This is a genomic window from Shewanella donghaensis (genome assembly GCF_007567505.1).
In the GTDB taxonomy this organism is placed as follows: Bacteria; Pseudomonadota; Gammaproteobacteria; order Enterobacterales; family Shewanellaceae; genus Shewanella; species Shewanella donghaensis.
On the sequence record NZ_CP041783.1, the window covers coordinates 2,269,797 to 2,292,334 of the forward strand.

The window sequence follows — 22,538 nt, forward strand, 5'->3', positions numbered from 1 at the left end:
CTCAGCTGACAGCCAGAAATCTAGATTGGGGAATGCGACTATTCCCCAATTTCTAACAGACCTGCCGGTAATTTACTTTGAGTAATTTCAATAATATTGGAGCGGCTCATCGTCACTTTATAACGGGCATATTCAAGTGGACCTTTACCCTCTTGTAATACCGCAACGAGATTGACCTGATAACGTCTTTCAACAGACTCATTACTGACCTTGCCATCCACCTCTTTATAAATTTTGGCTTTACCCCGGTCTAAATGACGCGCAAAAGGCACTAAGCTGAAATTCACCTGTTCTTGAATTTGAGAATAGCCTGCATCAAACTCTTTATTGGTGACCTTGGTGGATATACGATAACGTAAAACTTCTGCATCGACTTTATTCTGGCTATGTCGCTGCTTCATAATATCAGCAACAGCTGCAGGGATATCCTGGCTGCGCATAAAGTCGAGCCAAACCAACTGTTTTGCGATGACTATTTTACTGCCAGTATCCCGCAGAATTCGACTCCAGCGCGGCCGTCCCCGCTGAATATAGCGCCACATCGCAACCCTTACATCTTCTTTAAATATTTCACGAAAACCGTAAATGACCGCCAGCGTCAACACTAAGCTCATGGTTAAGCCGCTAAACACACCTTGCGCCTTAATGATAAGCGCAGACACAACAATCATCACTAATGCTGTTGCAAGCCCAGTGACAAACTTCTTTAAACCTACACCCAGTGGTTTAAGCTCTTCTTTTAATACCACCCCTTGTTGGATTAGGCGCCGCAATAACAGCATTTTATTTGAAATGCGATTGGCGTCTTGCTTAGTGCCTTTTGAATTATACTTTTTCTCTTCTTCGCGGTAGTGGTTTTCAGCGCGACAAAGTGCCACGATTTGATCTTTCACATAGCTAAACTCGGCGCTTCTTGGTCGATGAGCAATGGTTTTTAATAGCTGTTGTTCACAAAACCAGGATAAGTAATTGTCAGCATTACCAAAATAGGACTTTAACTTTTCATCGCTAGGTTCGTTACGACGAAATTTCTTCAGCAATTGTTTTACTGACTCACCGAGTTCCATTAATGCAGGATAAAACTCTTCAGGCTCAGTGAGTTGAAGTAGTTCTTTGGCATCAGTTTCAATCGCGACAGCAAATTGGTAGGCGAATAAATTAAGATAGAGGCGGAATTCTTCTTTCGTGCGTTTGTTAATGCTGGCAAAACGGTTTTGAACTAAGGGTAAATGCAGACCTTTAGAATAATAAGAACGTCGACCTACCATAGCACTATGGTAATACTCTTCTTCATCTAAGGTTTTCTCACCAATGCCCATTTCTGTAGGAAGGAAAAAAAATAAATCGATACTACGCTGATGCCCAACCTCCATTTGGTGGCTGAACTTAATCGAAAGAGATTCTTCTTTTTTTACTTTAACTTTAGCCACGTTAGACGCATTTCAATAACAGGAATTAGCTTTACTATAACTAATTTCATTAGGGAAGTGATATGTAAATCATTAAAACAACACCATTATTCGTGCAGTAGGCAGGCCCACAGCATGTTATAAGGCTTAAACTTGATCAAAATGTACTTCTTCTTTATATCCATCTCAATAACTTGCACTGCAACGGTTATCTTATTGTGCAGCGCTAATTGTTCATCTGAAATATGAAGCTCTCTTAAGAGGTAATCATGAAGAAACGGATTATGTTCTTGAAATTGAAAGTCCTTTAACTCAAGTGCAAGCTCGTAGATAACATCACCCACTTCAAGCTCTGTCAATTCGCCCTCAAAAGAAGCGTATTCATGGTCTTTTGAGCCTTTAGAATTATAATAATCTAAACTAATTTGCTTCTTGTTCATCGACAAAGACAAATATAATAGCCCTTGCTCATGTTCTACGACGGTATCTTGTTCTGTACTAAATTCGTACATGTCGCTATGACAATCGAAAGTCCAAATATCTCGAGAGTCAGCAAAATATTCTAGCAAAAATATTGAACTAAAAAATATTATTAAACTGGCAACTAAGAAAACAACTCGCCCAAGCTTAGACATCAGAAAATCGGCTAACTTTTTAACCACAAATATTTACCTTTTCTAGCCACTCTGGTGTAACAAAATCATACTGAAGCTGATCTCGGGTTACTTTAATATTATGAAAGCGCCATTCAGTTGCTAAGCGTTTCTTCATGACAATACTTATTGCGTAGTTGTCTTTTGACATGGTTGCTGAAATTGCATCCCAAGGCATGACTTTGCACACTTTAAGATAGTCGGCCATTTCATTTGCCAAAGAATCCATATTAAGGTCACTTGACAAGGAGCGGTACAAATACAGATTAGCCACATTGCCATCTTGGGTCGTAAACTGACGGCTGGCATCAGGGGTAATGTAATCAGGACCATTAAGGTTCGAATAAACAAAAAAAGAAGCAATCAAAGTCATTAAAATAATGAGAATATATTGGGCATAAGAAATTGCTTTGTTGGGTGAGTCAAACAAACTGTTGCGACTAGCAATCGTTTTGTTATAAAGAATAATCCCTTGAGATGGAATCAGCTCAATTAAACTACGATGGGATCGTCCGAGATAATCTCTAAGATTCTTAACGATCTCTTCTAGGTCGACATCTGATATTCGTTGCTGATAACTCTCATCATTTGGAAAAGAAAGCAGTTCGACAGGCACAACTTGCCCTCGGTGTTTAGCTAATAAGCTCAACACCCAGTATTCATTTTTATTGAGTTGCCATGTAGTAGCATTAGATTGATTAATAAGCTCTTGACGCTCATCATCAAACCAACAACAACCGATCTGCATGTGTAATAAATCTCACGTTTCCAATATGGAGTATGATTATACGCCAGAGAATATTGTGAAATTGTGATCGAAGCAGCTGATAATTCATCAAGACTAAAAACCGTGAACTAGCCCCCGTAATTTCTATTCCGCCTGCCCACAGAATACACACCTGTTAACAGCTATAGCTAAATGTTAAGCGACATTGACTTTAAGTCAGTTTATCGCCTATTACCTATTAGAAAATCACCACCTTTACAAGGAAAAGTTAGTTAATTATAGCCAATAGAGATGTAACATTTACACTGAAACAATAGACACAAAAAAGCCGAGCTAGGCTCGGCTTTTTAAGCATGATATTAACTTTAAAAAGCGTAAAGTAATGTCATGTTAGTTTCAGTATCAGTACTTTTCTTGTTATCTAAAGGCTCACTGTTATAACGAACAATAACAGCAAACTTCATCGCTAGCGCGCCAACAATGTTAGCCGTTAAAGCTGACTCAGAACGACCTTCTAAATTATCACCATAATCAGCAACAAATAACTGAGTGAATTTAGATGTCTCAGTGATGGCATAAGAAAAGTTAAGTGCACCATGGGCTACTATACTGTCTTCAGAATCATAACCTAGCGCGGCAGATTGCTCATCGTCCAATTTTTTATAGATATAACCAGGACCAATTTCAGCGCTTAAGAATACATCTGCTGTATCAATAAATTTATGACCATAACCACTAGAAGCAATCATTTTGTAGTCAAAACCAGTGAATGGATCGGCTTCATAATTTGCTGTAACGAACAAGTAATTCTTGTCGTCAAAGATATAATCACCTTGAGCACCAGCATAATAACGTTTAGCAGTATTTTCACCTGAATCTTCGTTATACAAACCTTCTAGTAGGTACGCATTTTCCCAATTCCCTAACTCTTGCTTTAAGCCTAAACGCGCTTTAACAGAAGCAGTATCGGTATTACCAGTGGTGAGTGTTGCACCTAATTCAGCTTCACCAGCAAAGGTCTTATCGCCTTCAACAAAGTCTGCGCCAGCATGGGCTGCAAATGGCATTGCTAAAGATACAGCGGCAGCGAGTAGCAATTTATTCATGTCATCAAATCCTTTCATTACAATTATTTCAAATTCACCCCAAAAACCGAACGGCATACTAACACTTTGGCAGCAAAATTGAAAAACATCTGAACATATGAACAACTTGACACAAATTAATTCATCCAAGCTAAACCTAACCGCTTGACTTAAACCCTTACTTCAATCCGATACTTTAACAGGCACTTTAACTGAGTGAATAAATAGAGCTAATTAACTTAGTACTAAGACTCAGCTTTTAGATTGAGTTCTTAGACTAAGCACTAAAATAGAGTGTTAAGATTTAGCCTATGCAAGGATTAAGCTCTTTTTACGCCATCGACCACTGCGCCAACGCCATAGCATCAATAAGCCTCTAACCCACTCGTCCACAGCTAAAGCACACCAAATACCTACTAAGCCTAAATCTAAATGTACCCCTAAAAAGTATGCCCCAGGCACAGCAATACACCACATAGAGATAAGGCCGATAAAAAATGGGAAGCGTGCATCGCCACTGGCTCTTAAGGCATTAATGACTACCAGGTTAAATGTCCGACCTGGTTCCATTAATAACGTCAAGATAAACAATTGCCCCACCATAGTGAGAATATCTGCATCGTCAGTAAAAAAGGCCACTAAATGCTCGCCAAACGCAGCAGCTAATGCTGCCACTATGGTGGTGACGATTAGCCCTATCTTGAGTGCTTTATACATTTGTGCTTCAGCAGCTTGATATTGTTTGGCGCCTATCATATGACCAATAATAATCTCATTACCAATGCCAATAGATAAGCCGAACAACAAGATAAACATACAAATTTGGAAGTACAAAGCTTGTGCGGCGAGGGCTTTATCGCCCATTAATCCCACAAAGGCCGTCACCACCATAAATTGCAGCATCCAAGAAATATTTTCTCCGGCTGCAGGCAGTCCGATATGAAAAACTTTATTAAGAAGCTGCTTTTTAGGTTTGATAATTTCAAGCAGTTTAAGTGGGATTTTGGTGTACTTAACAAATAAGTAAGCCATTAATATCATGCCCACTAAGCGCCCTACAACCGTACTAATAGCCACACCAGCCACGCCCATTTGCGGCAAACCAAACCAGCCGTAAAGTAACAGCAAGTTGCCGCAAAAGGTAATCACATTCATCAGTAAAGTGACCCACATAGCTTGTTGGGTAAAGCCATGGGCTCGCATCCCTGCAGCAAGACACATTGCCATCGCTTCAGGTATTAAGCATATGCCCACAATCTTTAGATAGAGTTTGCCATCAGGTATCAATTCAGCAGGTAAATTCATTAGATGTAGAATTAATCCTGCACCACTAAATACCCCTAACGCCGCAACCACACCCACTAATAAATTAAACCCTATCGACGAGTATACAACGTCTCTAGCCGTTGCCCTATTATTGGCTCCAAGATATTGAGTGATCACCACACTGGCGCCAATACTAACGAAGCTAAACAGCGTTATCGAGAGTTCAAATACCATGTTGCCCACTGACAGTGCGGCAACCCCTTGATAAGACACTCGGCTGATCATTAATGTATTTAAAGCTGCGGTCAAAAAGTGCAGCGCAAAATCAAAAAATAATGGCCAAGTCAGGGAGAAAAGCGATAACGGGGCATTGGGTTTAGCGTGCATAGTAATACTTCAATAATGGATAATGGTAAGTACAATCCTTTGGTTAGCATAACGAGTGTTCATGACGCTTTCGTTTCGTATTGATTCAATTTCAAGTCCATTTTTAAGGGCGGGGATAATGCGCTATAAGCCCTAATGACACAAGCTATTTTCAATTAAAAACTAATATGCAACCAATAAAAATCCAATAAAAAAGCCCAGCGAAAAACGCTGAGCTTTTAGTACTATTATTAATCAATCAGTTACCATAAAAAACCTAATGAAACTTCATTTTAGTTCCCTTGATAATTAATCCTTGGTAATTGATCGTTAATAGCAAATAACCAAATTAGTTAATTTGAGGATCTAACTCACCTGATTGATAAGCTTTGTACATTGCTTGTAGTGACTTAGGCTTAATTTTAGAACCCATGCCAGCACAACCAAATGCTTCATAACGTGTAGTACAAATGTCAGCCATTGCTTCCATTGACGCTTTCAAGAATTTACGCGGATCAAATTCAGCAGGGTTTTCAGCTAAGAACTTACGTACTGCACCTGTTGATGCTAAACGTAAATCAGTATCGATATTCACTTTACGAACACCATGCTTAATCCCTTCAACGATTTCCTCTAAAGGTACACCGTAAGTTTCTGGGATTTCACCGCCGTACTGGTTAATGATCTGCAGCCACTCTTGTGGTACTGAAGATGAACCGTGCATAACTAAGTGAGTGTTAGGAATACGGGCGTGGATCTCTTTGATACGATCAATACGCAGCACATCACCCGTTGGGCGTTGGCTGAACTTATAAGCACCATGACTAGTACCAATCGCAATCGCAAGTGCATCTACATGAGTGTCAGAAACAAAACGAGCTGCTTCTTCAGGCGTAGTTAGCATTTGATCCATCGTTAGGATACCAGCAGCACCGATACCATCTTCTTCGCCTGCTTCGCCAGTTTCTAAACTGCCTAAACAACCGATTTCACCTTCAACTGACACACCACAAGCATGTGCGAAAGCAACGGTACGACGAGTCACATCAACATTGTAATCGTATGATGCAGGTGTTTTACCATCTGCCATCAAAGAACCGTCCATCATCACTGATGACATACCTAACTGGATTGAACGCTGACAAATATCAGGATCAGTACCGTGATCTTGATGAATACATACTGGAATATCTGGATACTGCTCAAGTGCTGCAGCCATCAAATATTTAAGAAACTGTGGACGAGCATACTTACGAGCACCAGCAGATGCTTGGACGATGACAGGACTGTCAGTCGCTTCAGCAGCTTGCATAATTGCACGCATTTGCTCAAGGTTGTTTACGTTGAATGCTGGAACACCATAACCGTGTTCTGCTGCATGATCTAACATTTGTCGTAGAGATATTAAGGCCATTTTTAACTCCAAAAATAGGGTGATTACTCACCTAGGTCGCTATCGCTTGGATTGATTTTTATACCCTTATAGATCTATAAACATTGCGAACGAATCACATAGCCAATAAATAATAAGAGCGGTTTTTTTCTAATAATTATAATTTTCGAACAACAATCTTATTACTTTTAGCCCATTAATAACCTTGCTCACTCTTTGGCTTACAAGGTTAATAATGAATACCAGCTAAAAGTATGTTTACTTAATTTATGAACCGCGTTTTTCAAGCATCGCAACTGCTGGTAATTCTTTGCCTTCAAGGAATTCCAAGAACGCGCCGCCACCAGTAGAAATGTAAGACACTTTATCAGCAATATCGTATTTATCGACAGCAGCTAATGTATCGCCACCACCCGCAATAGAGAATGCATTTGAATCGGCAATCGCTTGTGCAATACGTTTTGTGCCCGCACCAAATTGATCAAACTCAAATACGCCCACAGGGCCATTCCAAACAACCGTACCCGCAGCTTCAATAATTTTTGCTAACGCTTCAGCGCTGTCTGGGCCGATATCAAAAATCATGTCGGTATCTGAGACATCTGCAACAGACTTTAATGTTGCTGTTGCAGTCGGGCTAAACTCACTCGCAACAACGACATCTGTAGGGACAGGGATATCACCACCACGGCTTTGAGCATTCGCCACTAAGCGCTTAGCTTCATCGACTAAATCAGCTTCAAATAATGACTTGCCGACTTCATGGCCTGCTGCTGCAACGAAGGTATTAGCAATACCACCGCCAACAACTAACTGATCAACCTTGGTTGATAAACTTTCAAGTACAGTTAACTTAGTTGATACTTTCGAACCACCCACAATAGCCACCATTGGGCGTGCTGGGTTATCTAATGCTTTACCTAAAGCTTCAAGTTCACCAGCAAGTAATGGACCAGCACAAGCAATAGGAGCATGTAAGCCAACACCGTGAGTAGAAGCTTGAGCACGATGCGCAGTACCAAAGGCGTCCATGACATAAACATCACATAATTCAGCAAGCTTTTTAGCTAATACTTCATCATTTTTCTTTTCGCCAATATTAAAGCGCACGTTTTCAAAGACAACGACTTCGCCCACGTTTGCAGCAACACCTTCAAGGTAATCAGCAGCTAACGTCACAGGGCAATCAAGTGCATCTTGCAAGTAGTTAACCACTGGCTGCATAGAAAACTCAGCATTAAACTCGCCTTCTGTTGGGCGGCCAAGGTGAGACATCACCATCACTGCAGCGCCTTTTTCAAGTGCTAACTTAATCGTTGGTAAAGCTGCGCGTAAACGGGCATCACTGGTAACAACACCATCACTGACTGGAACATTAAGATCTTCACGAATAAGCACACGCTTATTGTTTAAATCCAATTCACTCATATTGATAATAGCCATTGAGACTTTCCTTATAATTTAAAAATAAAACTGTTGTTACTAATGAGCGCTTTACCTGGGTAGATAAAGCGCTCATTAGACATAAATTAGTTGCCAGTATTTTTAGCGTTAATCATTGCTAGACTGGTATCGAGCATTCGATTGGCAAAGCCCCACTCGTTATCACACCAAAGTAACAGCTTCACCAAATGGCCTGCACTCACTCTGGTTTGAGTGCCATCAACGATGCTTGAGCGTGGATCGTGGTTAAAGTCACACGATACTAAAGGCTCATCGGTATAACCTAGAATGGCATTAAACTGCCCACTAGCTGCATGCTCTAATACATTATTTATTTGTGCAATATCGACCGGTTTATCAAGCGTGACTGATAAATCAATGGCGGTAACATTAATGGTTGGAACCCGCACAGAAATCGCTTCAAACTTATCTTTCATATGCGGCAGTATTCGCTCTATACCCCGGGCAAGTTTGGTGTCGACAGGAATAATAGACTGGCCCGCTGCCCGTGTTCTCCGTAAATCATCATGGTAAGCATCGATCACTTGCTGATCATTCATTGCCGAATGAATCGTGGTAATCGCGCCGCTTTTAACCCCAAAGTGATTATCAAGTACATCGATGACAGGAACAATACAGTTAGTCGTACAAGATGCATTGGATACCACAGTATGATGTGCTTGCAGTAAGTGATCATTAACCCCAAACACAATAGTACCATCAACATCGGCAGAAGATGGATGACTGATCAACACTTGCTTTGCGCCAGCGACAAGATGGGCTTCACAAGCTTTTCGCTCAATCAAACTACCCGTACATTCGTAAACAATATCAATACCTAACTCAGCCCAAGGTAGCTTGCTGGCGTCTGGTTGATGAAATAGTTGGATGACATCATCGCCAATATGTAATTGGTCTTCATGCAGTTTTACGGTATTTTGAAAGCGGCCATGGGTAGTGTCATATTGGGTTAAATGACTAATAGCAGCTGGTTTGGCAAGTTCATTAATTGCCACGATCTGGATCTGTTGACGTTTACCTGATTCATATAAGGCACGCAAGATTGAACGGCCTATTCGGCCATAACCATTAATAGCAACTCGGATCATTGAGGGTTAAGCTTCCTCTTAACAGTACTCATATTAACAGCACTTATATTAACAGTACTTATATTAACAGTAATCTGCAGAATTCAGATAAAAAAACGGCCTGCAAGTGATTGCAGGCCGTCATTATACAGATTAAAAGGTCAAAAGTTTACCCTTTAATTTAGTCGCTTATTGATTAACTTAATGAGTTAACAGTATTAACCACATTATCAACAGTAAAGCCGAAGTGCTTAAGTAAGTCAGCACCAGGCGCTGATTCACCGAAAGTAGACATACCAACAATAGCGCCGCTGAAACCAACATATTTATGCCAGAAATCTACATGTGCTGCTTCAATGGCTACACGCTTTAGTACAGAAGCTGGTAATACAGACTCTTTATAGGCTGCATCTTGCTTATCAAATACGTTAGTAGATGGCATAGACACAACGCGAACCTTTTGACCTTTTTCAGTCAATGCAGCTGCAGAATCCATGGCAAGTTGAACTTCACTACCCGTCGCAATCAAGATAACGTCAGCAGTACCTTCACAATCAGAAAGTACGTAACCACCTTTAGCGACATTGACTAACTGCTCAGCTGTGCGCGCTTGAGCTTTTAGGCCTTGGCGGCTAAAGATTAATGACGTTGGAGACTTGCGGGTTTCAATCGCAGATTTCCAAGATACTGCAGTTTCAGCAGCATCACATGGACGCCATACTGTCATGTTTGGTGTCATGCGTAAGTTAGCTAATTGCTCAACAGGTTGATGAGTAGGACCATCTTCACCTTGACCAATTGAATCATGGGTATAAACGAAGATGTTTTGAATACCCATAAGTGCAGACATACGCACTGCATTACGTGCATATTCCATGAACATCATGAAAGTTGCGCCATAATTGATGAAACCGCCATGAAGCGATGCACCATTCATGATGCCGCTCATACCAAATTCACGTACACCGTAATAGATGTAGTTACCAGCTGGATCGTCTTGAATACCTTTAGAACCAGACCAAAGTGTTAGGTTTGAACCCGCTAAGTCAGCACTGCCGCCTAGAAGTTCAGGTAACATTTCACCGAAGAAACCAATTGAATTCTGTGATGCTTTACGACTGGCAATACCTTCAGCTTTATCTTGAGACTCTTGGATAAAGGCTTGTGCTTTTGCTTCGAAATCTGCAGGTAAGTCACCGTTTAATACACGACGCTCAAATTCAGCAGCAAGCGTTGGCTCTGCTGCTTTATAAGCTGCAAATTTTTCATCCCATGCTTTTTCGTTAGCAACACCAACTTCTTTAGCATCCCAACCTTGATAAACATCAGCAGGAATTTCAAATGGGGCATGTGGCCAACCAAGGAATTCACGTGCAGCTGCAATCTCTGCATCACCCAGTGGTGCGCCGTGACAATCATGACTACCAGACTTGTTTGGCGAACCAAAACCAATGACAGTTTTACAACAAATCATTGTTGGCTTGTCTGTTACTGATTTAGCTTCTGCGATTGCTGCTCGAATAGCGTCACTGTCGTGGCCATCAACACCAGCAATAACATGCCAGCCGTATGACTCAAAACGCTTAGGGGTATCGTCAGTGAACCAGCCTTCTACGTGACCATCGATAGAAATACCATTGTCATCCCAGAATGCAACTAGCTTACCAAGACCTAAAGTTCCCGCTAATGAACATGCCTCATGGGAGATACCTTCCATTAAACAACCATCACCTAAGAAACAATAAGTGTTGTGATCGACAATCTCGTGACCTGGACGGTTAAATTGGGCAGCCAATGTTTTTTCAGCAATCGCCATACCAACAGCATTACTGATACCAGCGCCTAAAGGACCAGTAGTAGTTTCAACACCCGGTGTGTAACCAAATTCTGGATGACCCGGCGTTTTAGAATGTAGCTGACGGAACTGTTTTAGTTCTTCAATCGGAAGTTCGTAACCCGATAAATGCAGTAAAGAGTAGATAAGCATTGAACCATGACCATTTGATAATACGAAACGGTCGCGATCAGCCCAGTTTGGGTTGGTTGGGTTATGCTTTAAAAAATCATTCCATAACACTTCAGCAATATCTGCCATACCCATTGGTGCGCCTGGGTGTCCAGAATTTGCTTTTTGAACGGCATCCATACTTAACGCACGAATTGCGTTGGCGAGTTCTTTACGAGATGACATGCTCTCTCCTGCTTGTTGATGATGAGGTCTAGCGGGCAATTGTGGGGACATATTTTCCCCTACTCAGCGATGGGACGCAAATTATTATTAGATATAAGTCGCAATTTTTTGCATCTGACGACCAAGTCCCAGCTAAACAAGATAGTAAACGGCTCAAATTTATACCATGTTAGCGCTAACACTTATATAACTTTTTACACCCTTACTTAACATTCAAGAAAGAATGCCTGATCCAAAATCACCGTTCTGCGTATTAAACGATGTGAATATTTATTGCCAAAAACGTTTTAAAACAGTCAAAATTAATAATATTCAACTAAAATAATTGTTCTATTTCCGCCCATTTAAACCATAAGGTTGGAGCTAAAAAGTTAAATAACTGCATAAATTTCATAAGATTAATTTATTGATATCTAAAACAGTCAAAAGTGGATTTTTCTAAATATTTGAATGATTGCACAATTTTTAACATATATTAGTTCTAAGGGGTGTCATCAAACCCAAATTGAATTATTATAGACGTCTAGATGTAGATGCTTCTACACGTTCAAATTCAAAAAGACGAGATTTACCAACTATGGCAAACCACTTGTTCACCTCTGAGTCGGTCTCAGAAGGTCATCCAGATAAAATCGCTGATCAGATTTCTGATGCAGTATTAGACGCAATTTTAGAGCAAGATCCTAAAGCTCGCGTTGCTTGTGAGACTTACGTTAAAACCGGCATGGTATTAGTCGGCGGTGAAGTCACCACTTCAGCATGGGTCGATATCGAAGAAATCACCCGTAAAACTGTCCGTGAAATTGGTTACACCCATTCAGATATGGGTTTTGATGCTGATTCTTGTGCGATTTTAAACGCCATTGGTAAACAGTCACCTGATATTAATCAAGGTGTTGACCGCACAGACCCTGCAGAGCAAGGCGCTGGCGACCAAGGCCTAATGTTTGGTTACGCAAGTAACGAAACTGACGTACTAATGCCAGCACCGATTACTTACGCACACAAATTAGTGAAGCGTCAGTCTGAAGTACGTAAAGATGGCACTTTACCTTGGCTTCGCCCTGATGCAAAAAGCCAAGTCACCTTTGCTTATGATGAAGGTAAAATTGTTGGTATCGATGCTATCGTATTATCAACTCAGCATCGTGAAGATGTCAGCCAAGAAGACTTAATCGAAGGTGTGATGGAAACAATCATCAAGCCAGTATTACCTTCAAAGTGGTTAAATAAAGAGACTAAGTACTTCATTAACCCAACTGGCCGTTTTGTTATCGGTGGCCCAGTAGGCGATTGTGGTTTAACTGGCCGTAAAATTATCGTTGATACCTACGGTGGTATGGCTCGTCACGGTGGTGGTGCTTTCTCAGGTAAAGACCCATCAAAAGTTGACCGTAGTGCGGCATACGCTGCACGTTATGTTGCAAAGAATATTGTTGCTGCAGGTCTTGCTGAACGTTGTGAGATTCAAGTGTCTTACGCTATTGGTGTTGCAGAGCCTACATCGATCAGCATCGAAACATTCGGTACAGGTAAAGTATCTGAAGACGTATTAATCAAATTGGTTCGCCAACATTTTGAATTGCGTCCATATGGATTAACAGCAATGTTAGATTTGGCTCGCCCAATCTACCAAAGCACAGCTGCTTATGGCCATTTTGGTCGTAACGAGTTCCCTTGGGAAGCAACAGATAAAGCTGAAATTTTACGTGCTGATGCCGGCCTATAATTAGCCATAGCAACAATATGTAAAACTAAAAAAACCGTCAATTGACGGTTTTTTTATATCTATCATTTGCTGATTAATTCACTTTGGCTATTTTGCTATGGTTTAAATTCGCCATGGTTTACATTTGCTATGCTTCTGCAGAACACATAGACAGCCACTACTTACGAGTAAGCTGAACCTTCTCTCTGGTTAAGCTGTAATCACTGCCGGCCATTCTTCCTATGGCATCTAATTTGTCACTATCGATTCTAAAATCCTCAATGATGTCATCTTGAACATGAATAGCGACGACATTACCTAATACTAGGTGCCCTGATAACTCTTCATGGCCCAAATCAATAATCTGATTAAGCTGGCACTCAAAGCTAACTAGCGCTTGCTTAACGAGACTTGGCTTCACTATAGACGCAGGGGCTTTTTCAATGTTGGCATATTCAAACTCATCTATATCGGCAGGAATTTGATGGCAAGTTTCATTCATCACCGCTAAATCAGGATAGCTCACTGTATTGATGACAAATTCACCCTGTTGGCGAATATTAGCTAACGTGTCCTTTTCCTGACCATCATCCATGCCCATAGGGTTAAAACACAGCACTGGCGGGTTAGCGCTGGCCACAGTAAAAAATGAAAATGGCGCTAAATTGGCCACCCCATCAACAGAAATAGTGGAAACCCATGCGATGGGTCTAGGCGTTACTCCACCAATCAATAACTTATATATTTGTTGCTTACTTAACTGTTCTGGCGACAATAACATTAGGCTCTCGCAAATATTCTTAATAGGGTAAATCACATTCAGCTTGAATAAAACGGTGTCAGATATATACGCTATTTGGATTTAGAGAAATACGTTAACTCAACACATTTTGATCGGTTGAAGATGAAACTGCTTTTCAAGATATCAAATCACTGTTCAGAATGAAAATCGTTCAATTCCAACTAGGGAGTAATGAAGCGAGTCTTTTCTATCTAAGCCACCAATTAAACATTAAAATTGTGCCAACCAATAACAATAGAATAAGCTGTCATCTTTCAGAATTTTATAACTCAGCATTCTAATAGGTAAGAAATTCAATGCGTAAAACCCAATGGTTATTTGATGATGCCACTCAACCCAAAACGGCAATAACACCAGCGATGACATCCGTGCAACAGAAGTGCTGGTCAATGCTAAAACAGTTTTACAAACAACAGATGCCCTATTCAAAGCCAACAATAAAAGAAGATATAGCGGTTATCATGGCTAAAAATATCAATTTACAGCAGTCGACTATTTATTCTGCAATTGATGCTGGAATTGATGAAACTATTAATACAGTTTCTAGTGCAGCTATTGATAATGGAAAGAGTCGCAATCATCCTGAAAATAACATTATTGCGGTAGTAAGAATAAAACCCATTGGCCAATATCAGTTGGTAACCGGCCTTGTTGTTGCTAGTGAGTATAGAGGTGGTGGACTTGCCCATAGATTGCTAGCATTCATTGCTGAAAAACTAAAATGCGAGCAATGTTTTGTCTTTGCCCTCCCCCATTTAACCCAACTTTATAAAGAGCATGGCTTTAATGAGGTAAAACTTGCGACAAATGATATCCAACAACTTTATCTAAAACATCATTCACCACAAAAACCATTGGTGCTAATGCAGTTGCAATCGCGTAAAACCATCTAGTTAAAACAATCTCGTAAAAAATCGAGTTTAAACGGTCTCGTAACAACAGCCTTATTAGCAATGATCAAAATGTGCGGTTTCGACACACATAAAGGAAATCTGCTGTAATGATAAAACTGGCACATTCATCAACCGGCCATTATCTGTATCCAGTAAATTATTGTCGGTACTGAGTGCTATCTGTTCTTGATAACCATTTGAACGACCGCATAAAACCCATTGATTCTGCCACTTCACTGCATATACTGACTGAGCATTCCCGCTGGTTATCGGCAGCTTATTAAGCTCAAATGCTTCACAAGCTAAATCATTGGCAGCAAGCACACCCACGACAATCTTTAAATTTTCGAATGCTGATAACCTTAACGATAAATAGGGTGTAAATAATTCATCAAATAGCTGAGTTGTATTTTGTTCCATAGTGATCTCTTAAACCTCATCTTGATCTATTAGCGATTAGCGATTAGCGATTAGCACAACCTTTAACCATTAGCATTAGACAGCTAATTTGCTAGCAATAATAAATAATAATCACGTTGTTGAAAGCCAAAGTAATCTACCACTTCCATGGATGCTTTACGGGTATGGGCGGCTAATGATAATGCATTATCTTCAGCAATAAAGGTCACCATATAGGTATATTTTTGCCCAACATCACGCTTTAGCTTACTGACTAAAACTTCAAAAATTCCTTGACCACGATGACGTGAATCAATCCAAATAGGGCCATATTGACAACTATTTTTTTCAGAAAGCGTGCTAAAGCCTATTTCGATACTGGGTAAACGCTTCAAAATATGTTGATAAATAGGCCATGATTTAAAAATTGACCATGGGCCCGCAATAACATATCCAATAATGGCATGATCAACGATGGCCAACATGATCCAACCTTGATTAATTAAGACTGATAATTGTTGTTCAGTAAAATGTTGACCTGACATTGCTTGCGCACCTGGCGCAAGTTCATCATTCATGTGCGTTAACTCAAGATGGGCAATTTCTTTTGCATCATTTAACCTTGCTAACCGGTAACTCACTGTCATTTGTTTGCATCATCCTCATTTGAATTGAGTTGCTGTTTTTGAGACCATTCAAAAATCAGTACCACCGGATATGGAGCCATAATGACGAAGCCCAACCCAATCAAACTGGCTATTGTAAGCATTCCGGAGACTTCATTTGCTACATCAGTCAATAGATATAAACCTGCACCAACGCCTACAAATAATAAACCAACCATATGCATTATTTTAAAAAATTTACTCATCAGCACAACTCTTGTTGAGTTAAAAAACAATTATATCGTCTTATGTCTATAAGACATTCTCATTTGAAACAAAATAGCAAAAAGTTACCATGACAAAGCAGATAATTTCTCATTAAATCATCTATAAGTTATAAAATAACCGCTGAAGTCAGTATATACTATGCCTAATAATGACCACATTGGAATATTCGTACCATGATCAAACCACTCTTCACTGCCTGCTTAGTTATTTTCACTCTTGGTGCTTGCCAAAGCACAACACAACAAGCAGAAGAAATTAATCTAATTGGCGACTGGCATATTGAGACTGTCTTATCTAACGCTGTCATTGATCACAGCCCAGCTCAAATGAATTTTGCAGAAGATGGAAAGCTAACAGGTAACAACAGTTGCAATCAATTCTTTGGTGATTATTCTCAACAGCAAAACCAGCTTAGCTTGTCTTCTGCTGGCGCAACCAGAATGGCCTGCGTAGATGTATTGATGCAGCAAGAACAAAGCATCATGAAAGCGATGCCGTTAGTAGTGAAAATGACCCAATCTAAATCCGGTAAGTTGCTACTAAAATCTGAAGATGGTGCGACATTATTGGTTCTCACTAAAAAGTAATCTAGAAATCTATTTTGCTGACGTATTGAAATTATATAAAAAAAGAGTGAAGCATTAGCTTCACTCTTTTTTTTTCGATAACATTTATCGTTTAGATTAACTCGATGATTTTACGTTATCAGCCACTTTCTGGTGTAAATCTGCTTCTGCATGTTGGACAATAATCTCAGACTGCTCCATATCGGCATTATAATGTTCAATATCTAATTCATTTTCAGAACGTGCAATAATAGTCGTCGCCACTAAATCACCTGAAACGTTGACCACAGTACGTGCCATATCTAACACTCTGTCAATACCTGCAATGATTGCTACGCCTTCTAACGGAAGTCCTACGGTGGTAAGTACTAAAGTCAGCATCACAAGACCGGCACCTGGCACACCTGCAGTACCAATTGACGCTAAGGTTGCTGTGAGGATAATGGTAATATATTCAACCCAGGTTAAATCAATTCCAAAAGCTTGAGCAACAAACAATGCCGTTACCCCTTGGTAAAGTGCTGTACCATCCATATTGATGGTGGTACCCAAAGGCAGCACAAAGCTTGAAATTTTCTTATTAACGCCTAAGTTTTCACTGGCACACTTCATACTCGCTGGTAAGGTTCCAGCAGAACTTGAAGTGGTAAAAGCCACAGCCACTGCGTTACCAATACCTTTAAAGAACTGTATTGGGTTTAACTTACCAAACACAGTTAACACTATGCTGTAAAAACCTAATACATGTAATGCACAACCCAAGTAAACCGCGATGATCACCTTAATCAATGGCATTAACATGTCTAAGCCATACTCACCAGCAACCCACGCCATTAAGCCAAACACGCCATAAGGTGCTAATTTCATAACCATGTCAGTCAGTTTAAACATCGCTTCAGCTAGACTTTCAAAAAGGCGAATGGCTGGCTTACCGCGCTCGCCAATCAACACTAACGAAATACCTAATGCCACAGCAAAAACAATCACCTGCAGTATCTGGCCATTAGCTAATGCCGCCACAGGGTTAGTCGGGATGATATTGATTAAGGTGTCCATCAAGGTTGGGGCTTCAACAACATCACTGGCCACTTCAGCGCCTTTAAGCCCTAGACCTGCACCTGGTTGCATAATGTGACCAACCAATAAACCAATACTAATCGCGATAGAGGTTGTACCAAGATAAAAAGCAAAAGATTTAAAACCGATACGTCCCATTTTTGCCGTGTCTTGCATCGAAGTAACACCGACAATTAACGAGCAAAAAACTAAAGGAACGATTAACATTTTGATGGTATTTACAAACAAAGTTCCAATAGGTTTCAAATAGCTCGCATCTTGACCTAGGCTAACACCAGCGATAATACCTAGCACCATACCTATGAGGATCTGTAACCACAAAGGGACTGACATCCAGCGAGACCAGCCTCGACCGAGAAGTGAAGGAGCATGTTTTGACATGTAGGAAACCTTTTGAATTATATTATAGGGTTGAGTAATGACATTCGCTGCAGTTATTCATCTACGAATTTATTCATATTCGGTGTTATTTTACATATTCCACAAAGAAAAAATGTAAGAAAATCGCAATAAAAACAGCGACGCATACTAGCATGACTAATATGCTGAATAAGATGATCTAGGTCATTTTAACCAAGTCTCTACCCTATAATATATTCAAGGTGATTAAACTCGCTTCTCGGCTAGAGTTTTCCACCATTTTGTTTAACTCATCGTCCTATTTAGTTAACATCTAAGCTTCGAAAATACTCTCGTTATTAACCTCACCGATCTTCAAGGGATACAGTGCTGCAGGCGGACGTTCTCTTTCGATTAAATAGCTCCAATAGTCGTCATCAAAACCCGCAAGAAAATTATTCTGCTCACCGCGAGATTTAAGAATTAACCACCACCAAACTACTCCCCAACAGCCGAAAGTCAGCAGCGTTAATACAAAATGCAGTAAATGATTAATCGAAGGCTGTGAAAGCGGTTTTACTGTAGTAGCATGATCTAAATAGATTCTATTTGGGTGTGATTTATAACGTATCACTCGATATTGATAACGACGAGAAGATGACCTCATTGAAATACCCTGATTAGAAACCGGCTGAGTAACCGATTTGGGTTGTGAAATTGACTTAGTCATAACCACCTCAAAGTAAAAAGTTGATTATTAATAAGCTTAGCAGCTTAGACTTTAGTCGAATAAAAAATTGCCTATTTTTTAAATAAGAATAACTAAACAAGGAAGCGCAATGCAAATTAGAAAAGGCCAAGATACTGACTTAGCAGCATTAGTTGCATTTAACCAAGCAATGGCATTAGAAACTGAAAATATCATTTTAGACAATGACACGCTCACCAAGGGTGTTAACACTATGCTTAACAGCCCTGAAAAAGGCTTTTACTTAGTCGCTGAAATTGATGGTGAAATTGCGGGTTCTTTAATGGTGACGCTTGAATGGAGCGATTGGCGTGCTACTAACTATTGCTGGATCCAAAGCGTTTATATTCTCCCGCAAAATCGTCGCCAAGGTATTTACGCCAAGCTTTATCAGCAAGTAAAAGCCATGGCAGAAGAAATGGGCGGCGCAGCCAGTTTCAGATTATATGTTGAGCACGATAATCTTAGAGCACAACAAACCTATAAAGCATTAGGCATGGAACAAAGCCATTATTTGATGTTTGAAGAATTAGCAGAAGGCGATGCTTCAGCTGAATAAGCCATAAAAAAGGCTTTCAACTGAAAGCCTTTTAATTCGAATTCAACTGAGATTCGAGATTATCAGCAACATATTATTAAGCCGTTTTTATACAGTAAACTGCATACGTTTAGGCACATAAATTAGTCACTTTAATCGCTAACCCGCCTTGACTGGTTTCACGATATTTAGCATTCATGTCTTTGCCTGTTTCATACATTGTCGCAATCACTTTATCTAAGCTAACCCGTGGCTCAGAGTTACGACGAATCGCCATACGTGATGAGTTAATCGCTTTAACTGACGCTATCGCATTACGCTCAATACAAGGCACCTGAACTTGGCCAGCTACAGGATCACACGTTAAACCCAAATTATGTTCCATGCCAATTTCAGCAGCAATACACACTTGAGTCGGAGAACCACCCATTAACTCAGCTAGACCAGCAGCTGCCATTGAACACGCGACACCCACCTCACCTTGGCAGCCAACTTCAGCACCTGAAATAGAAGCGTTACGCTTATAAAGCGAACCCACAGCCGCCGCAGCTAAAAAGAAGCGACTGCATTCTTTAGGGCCAACTTTTTGAATAAATTTATCATAATATGCCAATACAGCAGGGATAATCCCTGCCGCGCCATTGGTCGGTGAAGTCACCACTCGACCACCAGCAGCATTTTCTTCACTGACTGCCAACGCAAACAAGTTAACCCAATCAATAATCTCCATTGGGTCATTGCTTAGGCGCTCACAACGCATTAATTCACGATGCAATGCTGGTGCACGGCGAGATACCTTTAACGGTCCAGCTAAAACACCTTCAGTGTTACAGCCTTTTTCAATAGCTGCCTGCATGGTTTTCCATACCAGATTAAAGCCGGTATACATTTCTTCTTCGCTGCGAAAGCACAATTCATTTTGCTTCATTAAGCCACTGATACTTAAACCAGACTCTTTACAGTGAGCCATAAGTTCATCAGCATAATTGAAGTGATATGGCACTTTAACGCCGTTGCTATGAGTCTGATTGAATTCAGCTTCATCAACAATAAATCCGCCACCAATGGAATAGTAGGTATTACTGTATACACAGTCATCGCCTATCCAAGCGTGCAGCTTCATGGCATTTTCATGCAGTGGTAATGTTTCAGAATGAAATACCAAAGCATCTGTAGGAAAGTCAACATGATGAATAGCATCACCAATGATTATCTCTTGGGTTTTCTCAACTTGTGCGATGAAAGGCTCAATACTGTCTATATCAACAGTTTCAGGATCATTGCCTGCTAAGCCCATGATAATAGCAATATCGGTATGGTGACCTTTTCCAGTTAGCGACAGTGAACCATAAACGTCCACGGTAAACTTAGTAATCTGTGTAAGCTGACTTTTTTTGATTAAATCATCAATAAAACGATTAGCTGCTTTCATTGGACCAACGGTATGAGAACTTGATGGACCAATACCAATTTTAAAGATTTCAAATGCACTAAACATAGATAAACCTCAACACTTATTACTTAAGTAACTTGTCGCTCCGAAAGCTCAAATCCCTACGATGATTTGAAGCATTTCAACGAGAAAACACGTTAACAATGAAAAAGAGGAGCATCATTGATACTCCCCATGCTCAATACGTTTAAATCGATTTAGCTCATTAGGCCAAATAGAATCGCTGTCATAGCAAGTAAACCTGCGATAACGACGAACACATTGCTGATACGACCACGATACGCTTTTAACGCCGGTACTTTATACACTGCATACATAGGCATAAGGTAAAGAATCGCAGCAATAATTGGACCGCCTAACGCTTCAATCATACCTAGGATACTTGGGTTAATAACCGCAACAATCCAGATACTAAAGAACATAAAGCCAAGGATGAATTTGTTGATTTTGGCATCTGACACTTCTTTTTTGCTAGTACGTAACTGCTTAGTAATCATACCTTTCAAGCCTTCAGTGGCACCTAGGTAGTGACCAAAGAAAGAAGAGATAATGGCAATAAACGCAATGATTGGACCGAAGTAGCTAACAAAACCACTTGAGTGCACATTAGCAAGGTAAGACAGAATCGCTAAGTTTTGATCTTTAGCTTCAGCAAGTTGCGCTGGGCTTAACGATAAAACACATGAGAAAACAAACAGCATCACGAAGCCAACAAGCATCATTGAAGTGTTACGAAGAATCACATCAGCTTTTTTAGAAGCGTTATTACTATGCTCACGCTTAAGTGACACAGAGAACTGTGAAATAGCTGGCGAATGGTTAAAAGCGAATACCAATACAGGAATAGTCAACCAAACAGTACCAAGGAACTCACCTGTTGATGGCACAACGTTTAATGCATCCATCTTCCAGTCAGGGATCAGATAGAAAGACATAAATGCGAGAATAGCCACTAATGGATAAACTAAGAATTGAGTCACTTTCAACATGAATTTCTCACCCGCAACCATTACTGACATCATGCCTATAATCAGCACTGCAGATAAAATAATACGTGGAGGGGAAGTAAAGCCAAGCTGATTGACAATGAAACTATCAACGGTGTTAGTAATACCAACGCCATAGATGAGTACAATAGGGAAAATAGCAAAGAAATATAAAACAGTAATCGCTTTACCCGCGCTCACACCAAAATGCTCTTCAACAACTTCGGTAATGTCACTGCCAGGATTTTTAGAAGAACAAACGAAACGAGATAAGCCGCGATGAGCAAGATATGTCATTGGGCCAATGATAACGGCCATCATAACTAAGGGCCAAAATCCTCCCATTCCTGCATTAATAGGTAAGAACAAAATACCGGCACCCACTGCGGTACCAAATAGGCTTAGCATCCAGGTAGTATCTTGGCGAGTCCAGCCTTTTACTTGAGTTTGCTCTTCTTGAGCGTCAACAGTAACGTCCTGCGCACTGGTAGTTTCTCTTTGCATAAAAATGACCT

Annotated in this window: 21 protein-coding genes; 4 read left to right on the plus strand and 17 right to left on the minus strand. The window is 40.3% G+C overall.

Features of this window, described 5'->3' with window-relative positions; all coding sequences use genetic code 11:
* Window positions 1-38 precede the first annotated feature (38 nt).
* The 9 genes from FPK91_RS09630 to tkt form a co-directional block, all read right to left on the minus strand.
* The gene (locus FPK91_RS09630; RefSeq protein WP_144210847.1) at window positions 39-1,430 is read right to left on the minus strand and encodes a hypothetical protein; all 1,392 of its coding nucleotides are present in this window, start codon (window positions 1,428-1,430) and stop codon (window positions 39-41) included.
* 86 nt (window positions 1,431-1,516) lie between these two features.
* Window positions 1,517-2,071: a hypothetical protein gene (locus FPK91_RS09635; protein ID WP_144210849.1), complete on the minus strand. Its 555-nt coding sequence runs from the start codon at window positions 2,069-2,071 to the stop codon at window positions 1,517-1,519.
* The gene (locus tag FPK91_RS09640) at window positions 2,064-2,810 is read right to left on the minus strand and encodes a helix-turn-helix domain-containing protein (protein ID WP_144210851.1); all 747 of its coding nucleotides are present in this window, start codon (window positions 2,808-2,810) and stop codon (window positions 2,064-2,066) included. Before FPK91_RS09640 ends, FPK91_RS09635 begins: the two co-directional genes overlap by 8 nt.
* 344 nt (window positions 2,811-3,154) lie before the next feature.
* Window positions 3,155-3,895: a DUF481 domain-containing protein gene (locus FPK91_RS09645; RefSeq protein ID WP_144214296.1), complete on the minus strand. Its 741-nt coding sequence runs from the start codon at window positions 3,893-3,895 to the stop codon at window positions 3,155-3,157.
* A 288-nt stretch (window positions 3,896-4,183) separates the two neighbouring features.
* Complete coding sequence (locus FPK91_RS09650; protein WP_144210853.1) at window positions 4,184-5,527, minus strand: MATE family efflux transporter; 1,344 nt, start codon at window positions 5,525-5,527, stop codon at window positions 4,184-4,186.
* Between the two features lie 328 nt (window positions 5,528-5,855).
* Window positions 5,856-6,920, minus strand: coding sequence for a class II fructose-bisphosphate aldolase (fba, locus tag FPK91_RS09655; RefSeq protein ID WP_102531936.1), 1,065 nt, complete (start codon window positions 6,918-6,920; stop codon window positions 5,856-5,858).
* A gap of 246 nt (window positions 6,921-7,166) precedes the next feature.
* Window positions 7,167-8,342 carry a phosphoglycerate kinase gene (locus FPK91_RS09660; protein WP_144210855.1) on the minus strand — a complete coding sequence of 392 codons (1,176 nt, stop codon included), beginning with the start codon at window positions 8,340-8,342 and terminating at the stop codon, window positions 7,167-7,169.
* An 86-nt stretch (window positions 8,343-8,428) separates the two neighbouring features.
* Window positions 8,429-9,451 (minus strand): erythrose-4-phosphate dehydrogenase, encoded by a 1,023-nt coding sequence (gene epd, locus FPK91_RS09665; RefSeq protein WP_144210857.1) that lies wholly within the window; start codon window positions 9,449-9,451, stop codon window positions 8,429-8,431.
* A gap of 175 nt (window positions 9,452-9,626) precedes the next feature.
* Complete coding sequence (gene tkt / locus FPK91_RS09670; protein ID WP_144214298.1) at window positions 9,627-11,621, minus strand: transketolase; 1,995 nt, start codon at window positions 11,619-11,621, stop codon at window positions 9,627-9,629.
* Between the two features lie 577 nt (window positions 11,622-12,198).
* On the opposite strand from tkt, the gene metK reads away from it, so the two are divergent.
* On the plus strand, window positions 12,199-13,350 hold the full coding sequence (metK, locus tag FPK91_RS09675) for a methionine adenosyltransferase (protein WP_144214300.1): 1,152 nt from the start codon (window positions 12,199-12,201) through the stop codon (window positions 13,348-13,350).
* 157 nt (window positions 13,351-13,507) lie between these two features.
* On the opposite strand, the gene FPK91_RS09680 is transcribed toward metK, so the two are convergent.
* Window positions 13,508-14,110: a flavin reductase family protein gene (locus tag FPK91_RS09680; protein WP_144210859.1), complete on the minus strand. Its 603-nt coding sequence runs from the start codon at window positions 14,108-14,110 to the stop codon at window positions 13,508-13,510.
* A 317-nt stretch (window positions 14,111-14,427) separates the two neighbouring features.
* On the opposite strand from FPK91_RS09680, the gene FPK91_RS09685 reads away from it, so the two are divergent.
* Window positions 14,428-15,024 carry a GNAT family N-acetyltransferase gene (locus FPK91_RS09685; protein ID WP_144210861.1) on the plus strand — a complete coding sequence of 199 codons (597 nt, stop codon included), beginning with the start codon at window positions 14,428-14,430 and terminating at the stop codon, window positions 15,022-15,024.
* A gap of 54 nt (window positions 15,025-15,078) precedes the next feature.
* Here the strand turns inward: FPK91_RS09685 and FPK91_RS09690 are convergent, their stop codons facing one another.
* The 3 genes from FPK91_RS09690 to FPK91_RS09700 form a co-directional block, all read right to left on the minus strand.
* Complete coding sequence (locus FPK91_RS09690) at window positions 15,079-15,444, minus strand: hypothetical protein (RefSeq protein WP_144210863.1); 366 nt, start codon at window positions 15,442-15,444, stop codon at window positions 15,079-15,081.
* A gap of 83 nt (window positions 15,445-15,527) precedes the next feature.
* Complete coding sequence (locus FPK91_RS09695) at window positions 15,528-16,070, minus strand: GNAT family N-acetyltransferase (protein ID WP_144210865.1); 543 nt, start codon at window positions 16,068-16,070, stop codon at window positions 15,528-15,530.
* On the minus strand, window positions 16,067-16,294 hold the full coding sequence (locus FPK91_RS09700) for a hypothetical protein (protein ID WP_144210867.1): 228 nt from the start codon (window positions 16,292-16,294) through the stop codon (window positions 16,067-16,069). The genes FPK91_RS09695 and FPK91_RS09700 overlap by 4 nt, the downstream gene beginning before the upstream one ends.
* A 195-nt stretch (window positions 16,295-16,489) precedes the next feature.
* Here FPK91_RS09700 and FPK91_RS09705 point away from each other — a divergent pair, with 195 nt between their 5' ends.
* Window positions 16,490-16,903, plus strand: a complete 414-nt coding sequence (locus FPK91_RS09705) for an META domain-containing protein (RefSeq protein ID WP_144210869.1) — start codon at window positions 16,490-16,492, stop codon at window positions 16,901-16,903.
* 96 nt (window positions 16,904-16,999) lie between these two features.
* On the opposite strand, the gene FPK91_RS09710 is transcribed toward FPK91_RS09705, so the two are convergent.
* Window positions 17,000-18,340: a dicarboxylate/amino acid:cation symporter gene (locus tag FPK91_RS09710; RefSeq protein WP_144210871.1), complete on the minus strand. Its 1,341-nt coding sequence runs from the start codon at window positions 18,338-18,340 to the stop codon at window positions 17,000-17,002.
* A 292-nt stretch (window positions 18,341-18,632) separates the two neighbouring features.
* On the minus strand, window positions 18,633-19,028 hold the full coding sequence (locus FPK91_RS21265; protein WP_405127348.1) for a hypothetical protein: 396 nt from the start codon (window positions 19,026-19,028) through the stop codon (window positions 18,633-18,635).
* A gap of 109 nt (window positions 19,029-19,137) precedes the next feature.
* Between FPK91_RS21265 and FPK91_RS09720 the strand changes: the two genes are divergently transcribed.
* The gene (locus tag FPK91_RS09720) at window positions 19,138-19,605 is read left to right on the plus strand and encodes a GNAT family N-acetyltransferase (protein ID WP_144210873.1); all 468 of its coding nucleotides are present in this window, start codon (window positions 19,138-19,140) and stop codon (window positions 19,603-19,605) included.
* A 109-nt stretch (window positions 19,606-19,714) separates the two neighbouring features.
* On the opposite strand, the gene FPK91_RS09725 is transcribed toward FPK91_RS09720, so the two are convergent.
* Both FPK91_RS09725 and FPK91_RS09730 read right to left on the minus strand, forming a co-directional pair.
* Window positions 19,715-21,082 (minus strand): L-serine ammonia-lyase, encoded by a 1,368-nt coding sequence (locus FPK91_RS09725; RefSeq protein ID WP_144210875.1) that lies wholly within the window; start codon window positions 21,080-21,082, stop codon window positions 19,715-19,717.
* 152 nt (window positions 21,083-21,234) lie between these two features.
* On the minus strand, window positions 21,235-22,527 hold the full coding sequence (locus tag FPK91_RS09730) for a serine/threonine transporter (protein WP_144210877.1): 1,293 nt from the start codon (window positions 22,525-22,527) through the stop codon (window positions 21,235-21,237).
* Between the last annotated feature and the right edge of the window lie 11 nt (window positions 22,528-22,538).

Excerpts from the sequence above, each read along its gene's own strand:
- FPK91_RS09690 (WP_144210863.1), bottom strand. The coding sequence starts at position 15,444 with ATGGAACAAAATACAACTCAGCTATTTGATGAATTATTTACACCCTAT.
- FPK91_RS21265 (WP_405127348.1), bottom strand. The coding sequence starts at position 19,028 with ATGACTAAGTCAATTTCACAACCCAAATCGGTTACTCAGCCGGTTTCT.
- fba (WP_102531936.1), bottom strand. The coding sequence starts at position 6,920 with ATGGCCTTAATATCTCTACGACAAATGTTAGATCATGCAGCAGAACAC.
- FPK91_RS09710 (WP_144210871.1), bottom strand. The coding sequence starts at position 18,340 with ATGTCAAAACATGCTCCTTCACTTCTCGGTCGAGGCTGGTCTCGCTGG.
- FPK91_RS09680 (WP_144210859.1), bottom strand. The coding sequence starts at position 14,110 with ATGTTATTGTCGCCAGAACAGTTAAGTAAGCAACAAATATATAAGTTA.
- FPK91_RS09650 (WP_144210853.1), bottom strand. The coding sequence starts at position 5,527 with ATGCACGCTAAACCCAATGCCCCGTTATCGCTTTTCTCCCTGACTTGG.
- metK (WP_144214300.1), top strand. The coding sequence starts at position 12,199 with ATGGCAAACCACTTGTTCACCTCTGAGTCGGTCTCAGAAGGTCATCCA.
- tkt (WP_144214298.1), bottom strand. The coding sequence starts at position 11,621 with ATGTCATCTCGTAAAGAACTCGCCAACGCAATTCGTGCGTTAAGTATG.
- FPK91_RS09730 (WP_144210877.1), bottom strand. The coding sequence starts at position 22,527 with ATGCAAAGAGAAACTACCAGTGCGCAGGACGTTACTGTTGACGCTCAA.
- FPK91_RS09695 (WP_144210865.1), bottom strand. The coding sequence starts at position 16,070 with ATGACAGTGAGTTACCGGTTAGCAAGGTTAAATGATGCAAAAGAAATT.
- FPK91_RS09645 (WP_144214296.1), bottom strand. The coding sequence starts at position 3,895 with ATGAATAAATTGCTACTCGCTGCCGCTGTATCTTTAGCAATGCCATTT.
- FPK91_RS09685 (WP_144210861.1), top strand. The coding sequence starts at position 14,428 with ATGCGTAAAACCCAATGGTTATTTGATGATGCCACTCAACCCAAAACG.
- FPK91_RS09640 (WP_144210851.1), bottom strand. The coding sequence starts at position 2,810 with ATGCAGATCGGTTGTTGTTGGTTTGATGATGAGCGTCAAGAGCTTATT.
- FPK91_RS09700 (WP_144210867.1), bottom strand. The coding sequence starts at position 16,294 with ATGAGTAAATTTTTTAAAATAATGCATATGGTTGGTTTATTATTTGTA.
- FPK91_RS09720 (WP_144210873.1), top strand. The coding sequence starts at position 19,138 with ATGCAAATTAGAAAAGGCCAAGATACTGACTTAGCAGCATTAGTTGCA.
- epd (WP_144210857.1), bottom strand. The coding sequence starts at position 9,451 with ATGATCCGAGTTGCTATTAATGGTTATGGCCGAATAGGCCGTTCAATC.
- FPK91_RS09705 (WP_144210869.1), top strand. The coding sequence starts at position 16,490 with ATGATCAAACCACTCTTCACTGCCTGCTTAGTTATTTTCACTCTTGGT.
- FPK91_RS09660 (WP_144210855.1), bottom strand. The coding sequence starts at position 8,342 with ATGGCTATTATCAATATGAGTGAATTGGATTTAAACAATAAGCGTGTG.
- FPK91_RS09725 (WP_144210875.1), bottom strand. The coding sequence starts at position 21,082 with ATGTTTAGTGCATTTGAAATCTTTAAAATTGGTATTGGTCCATCAAGT.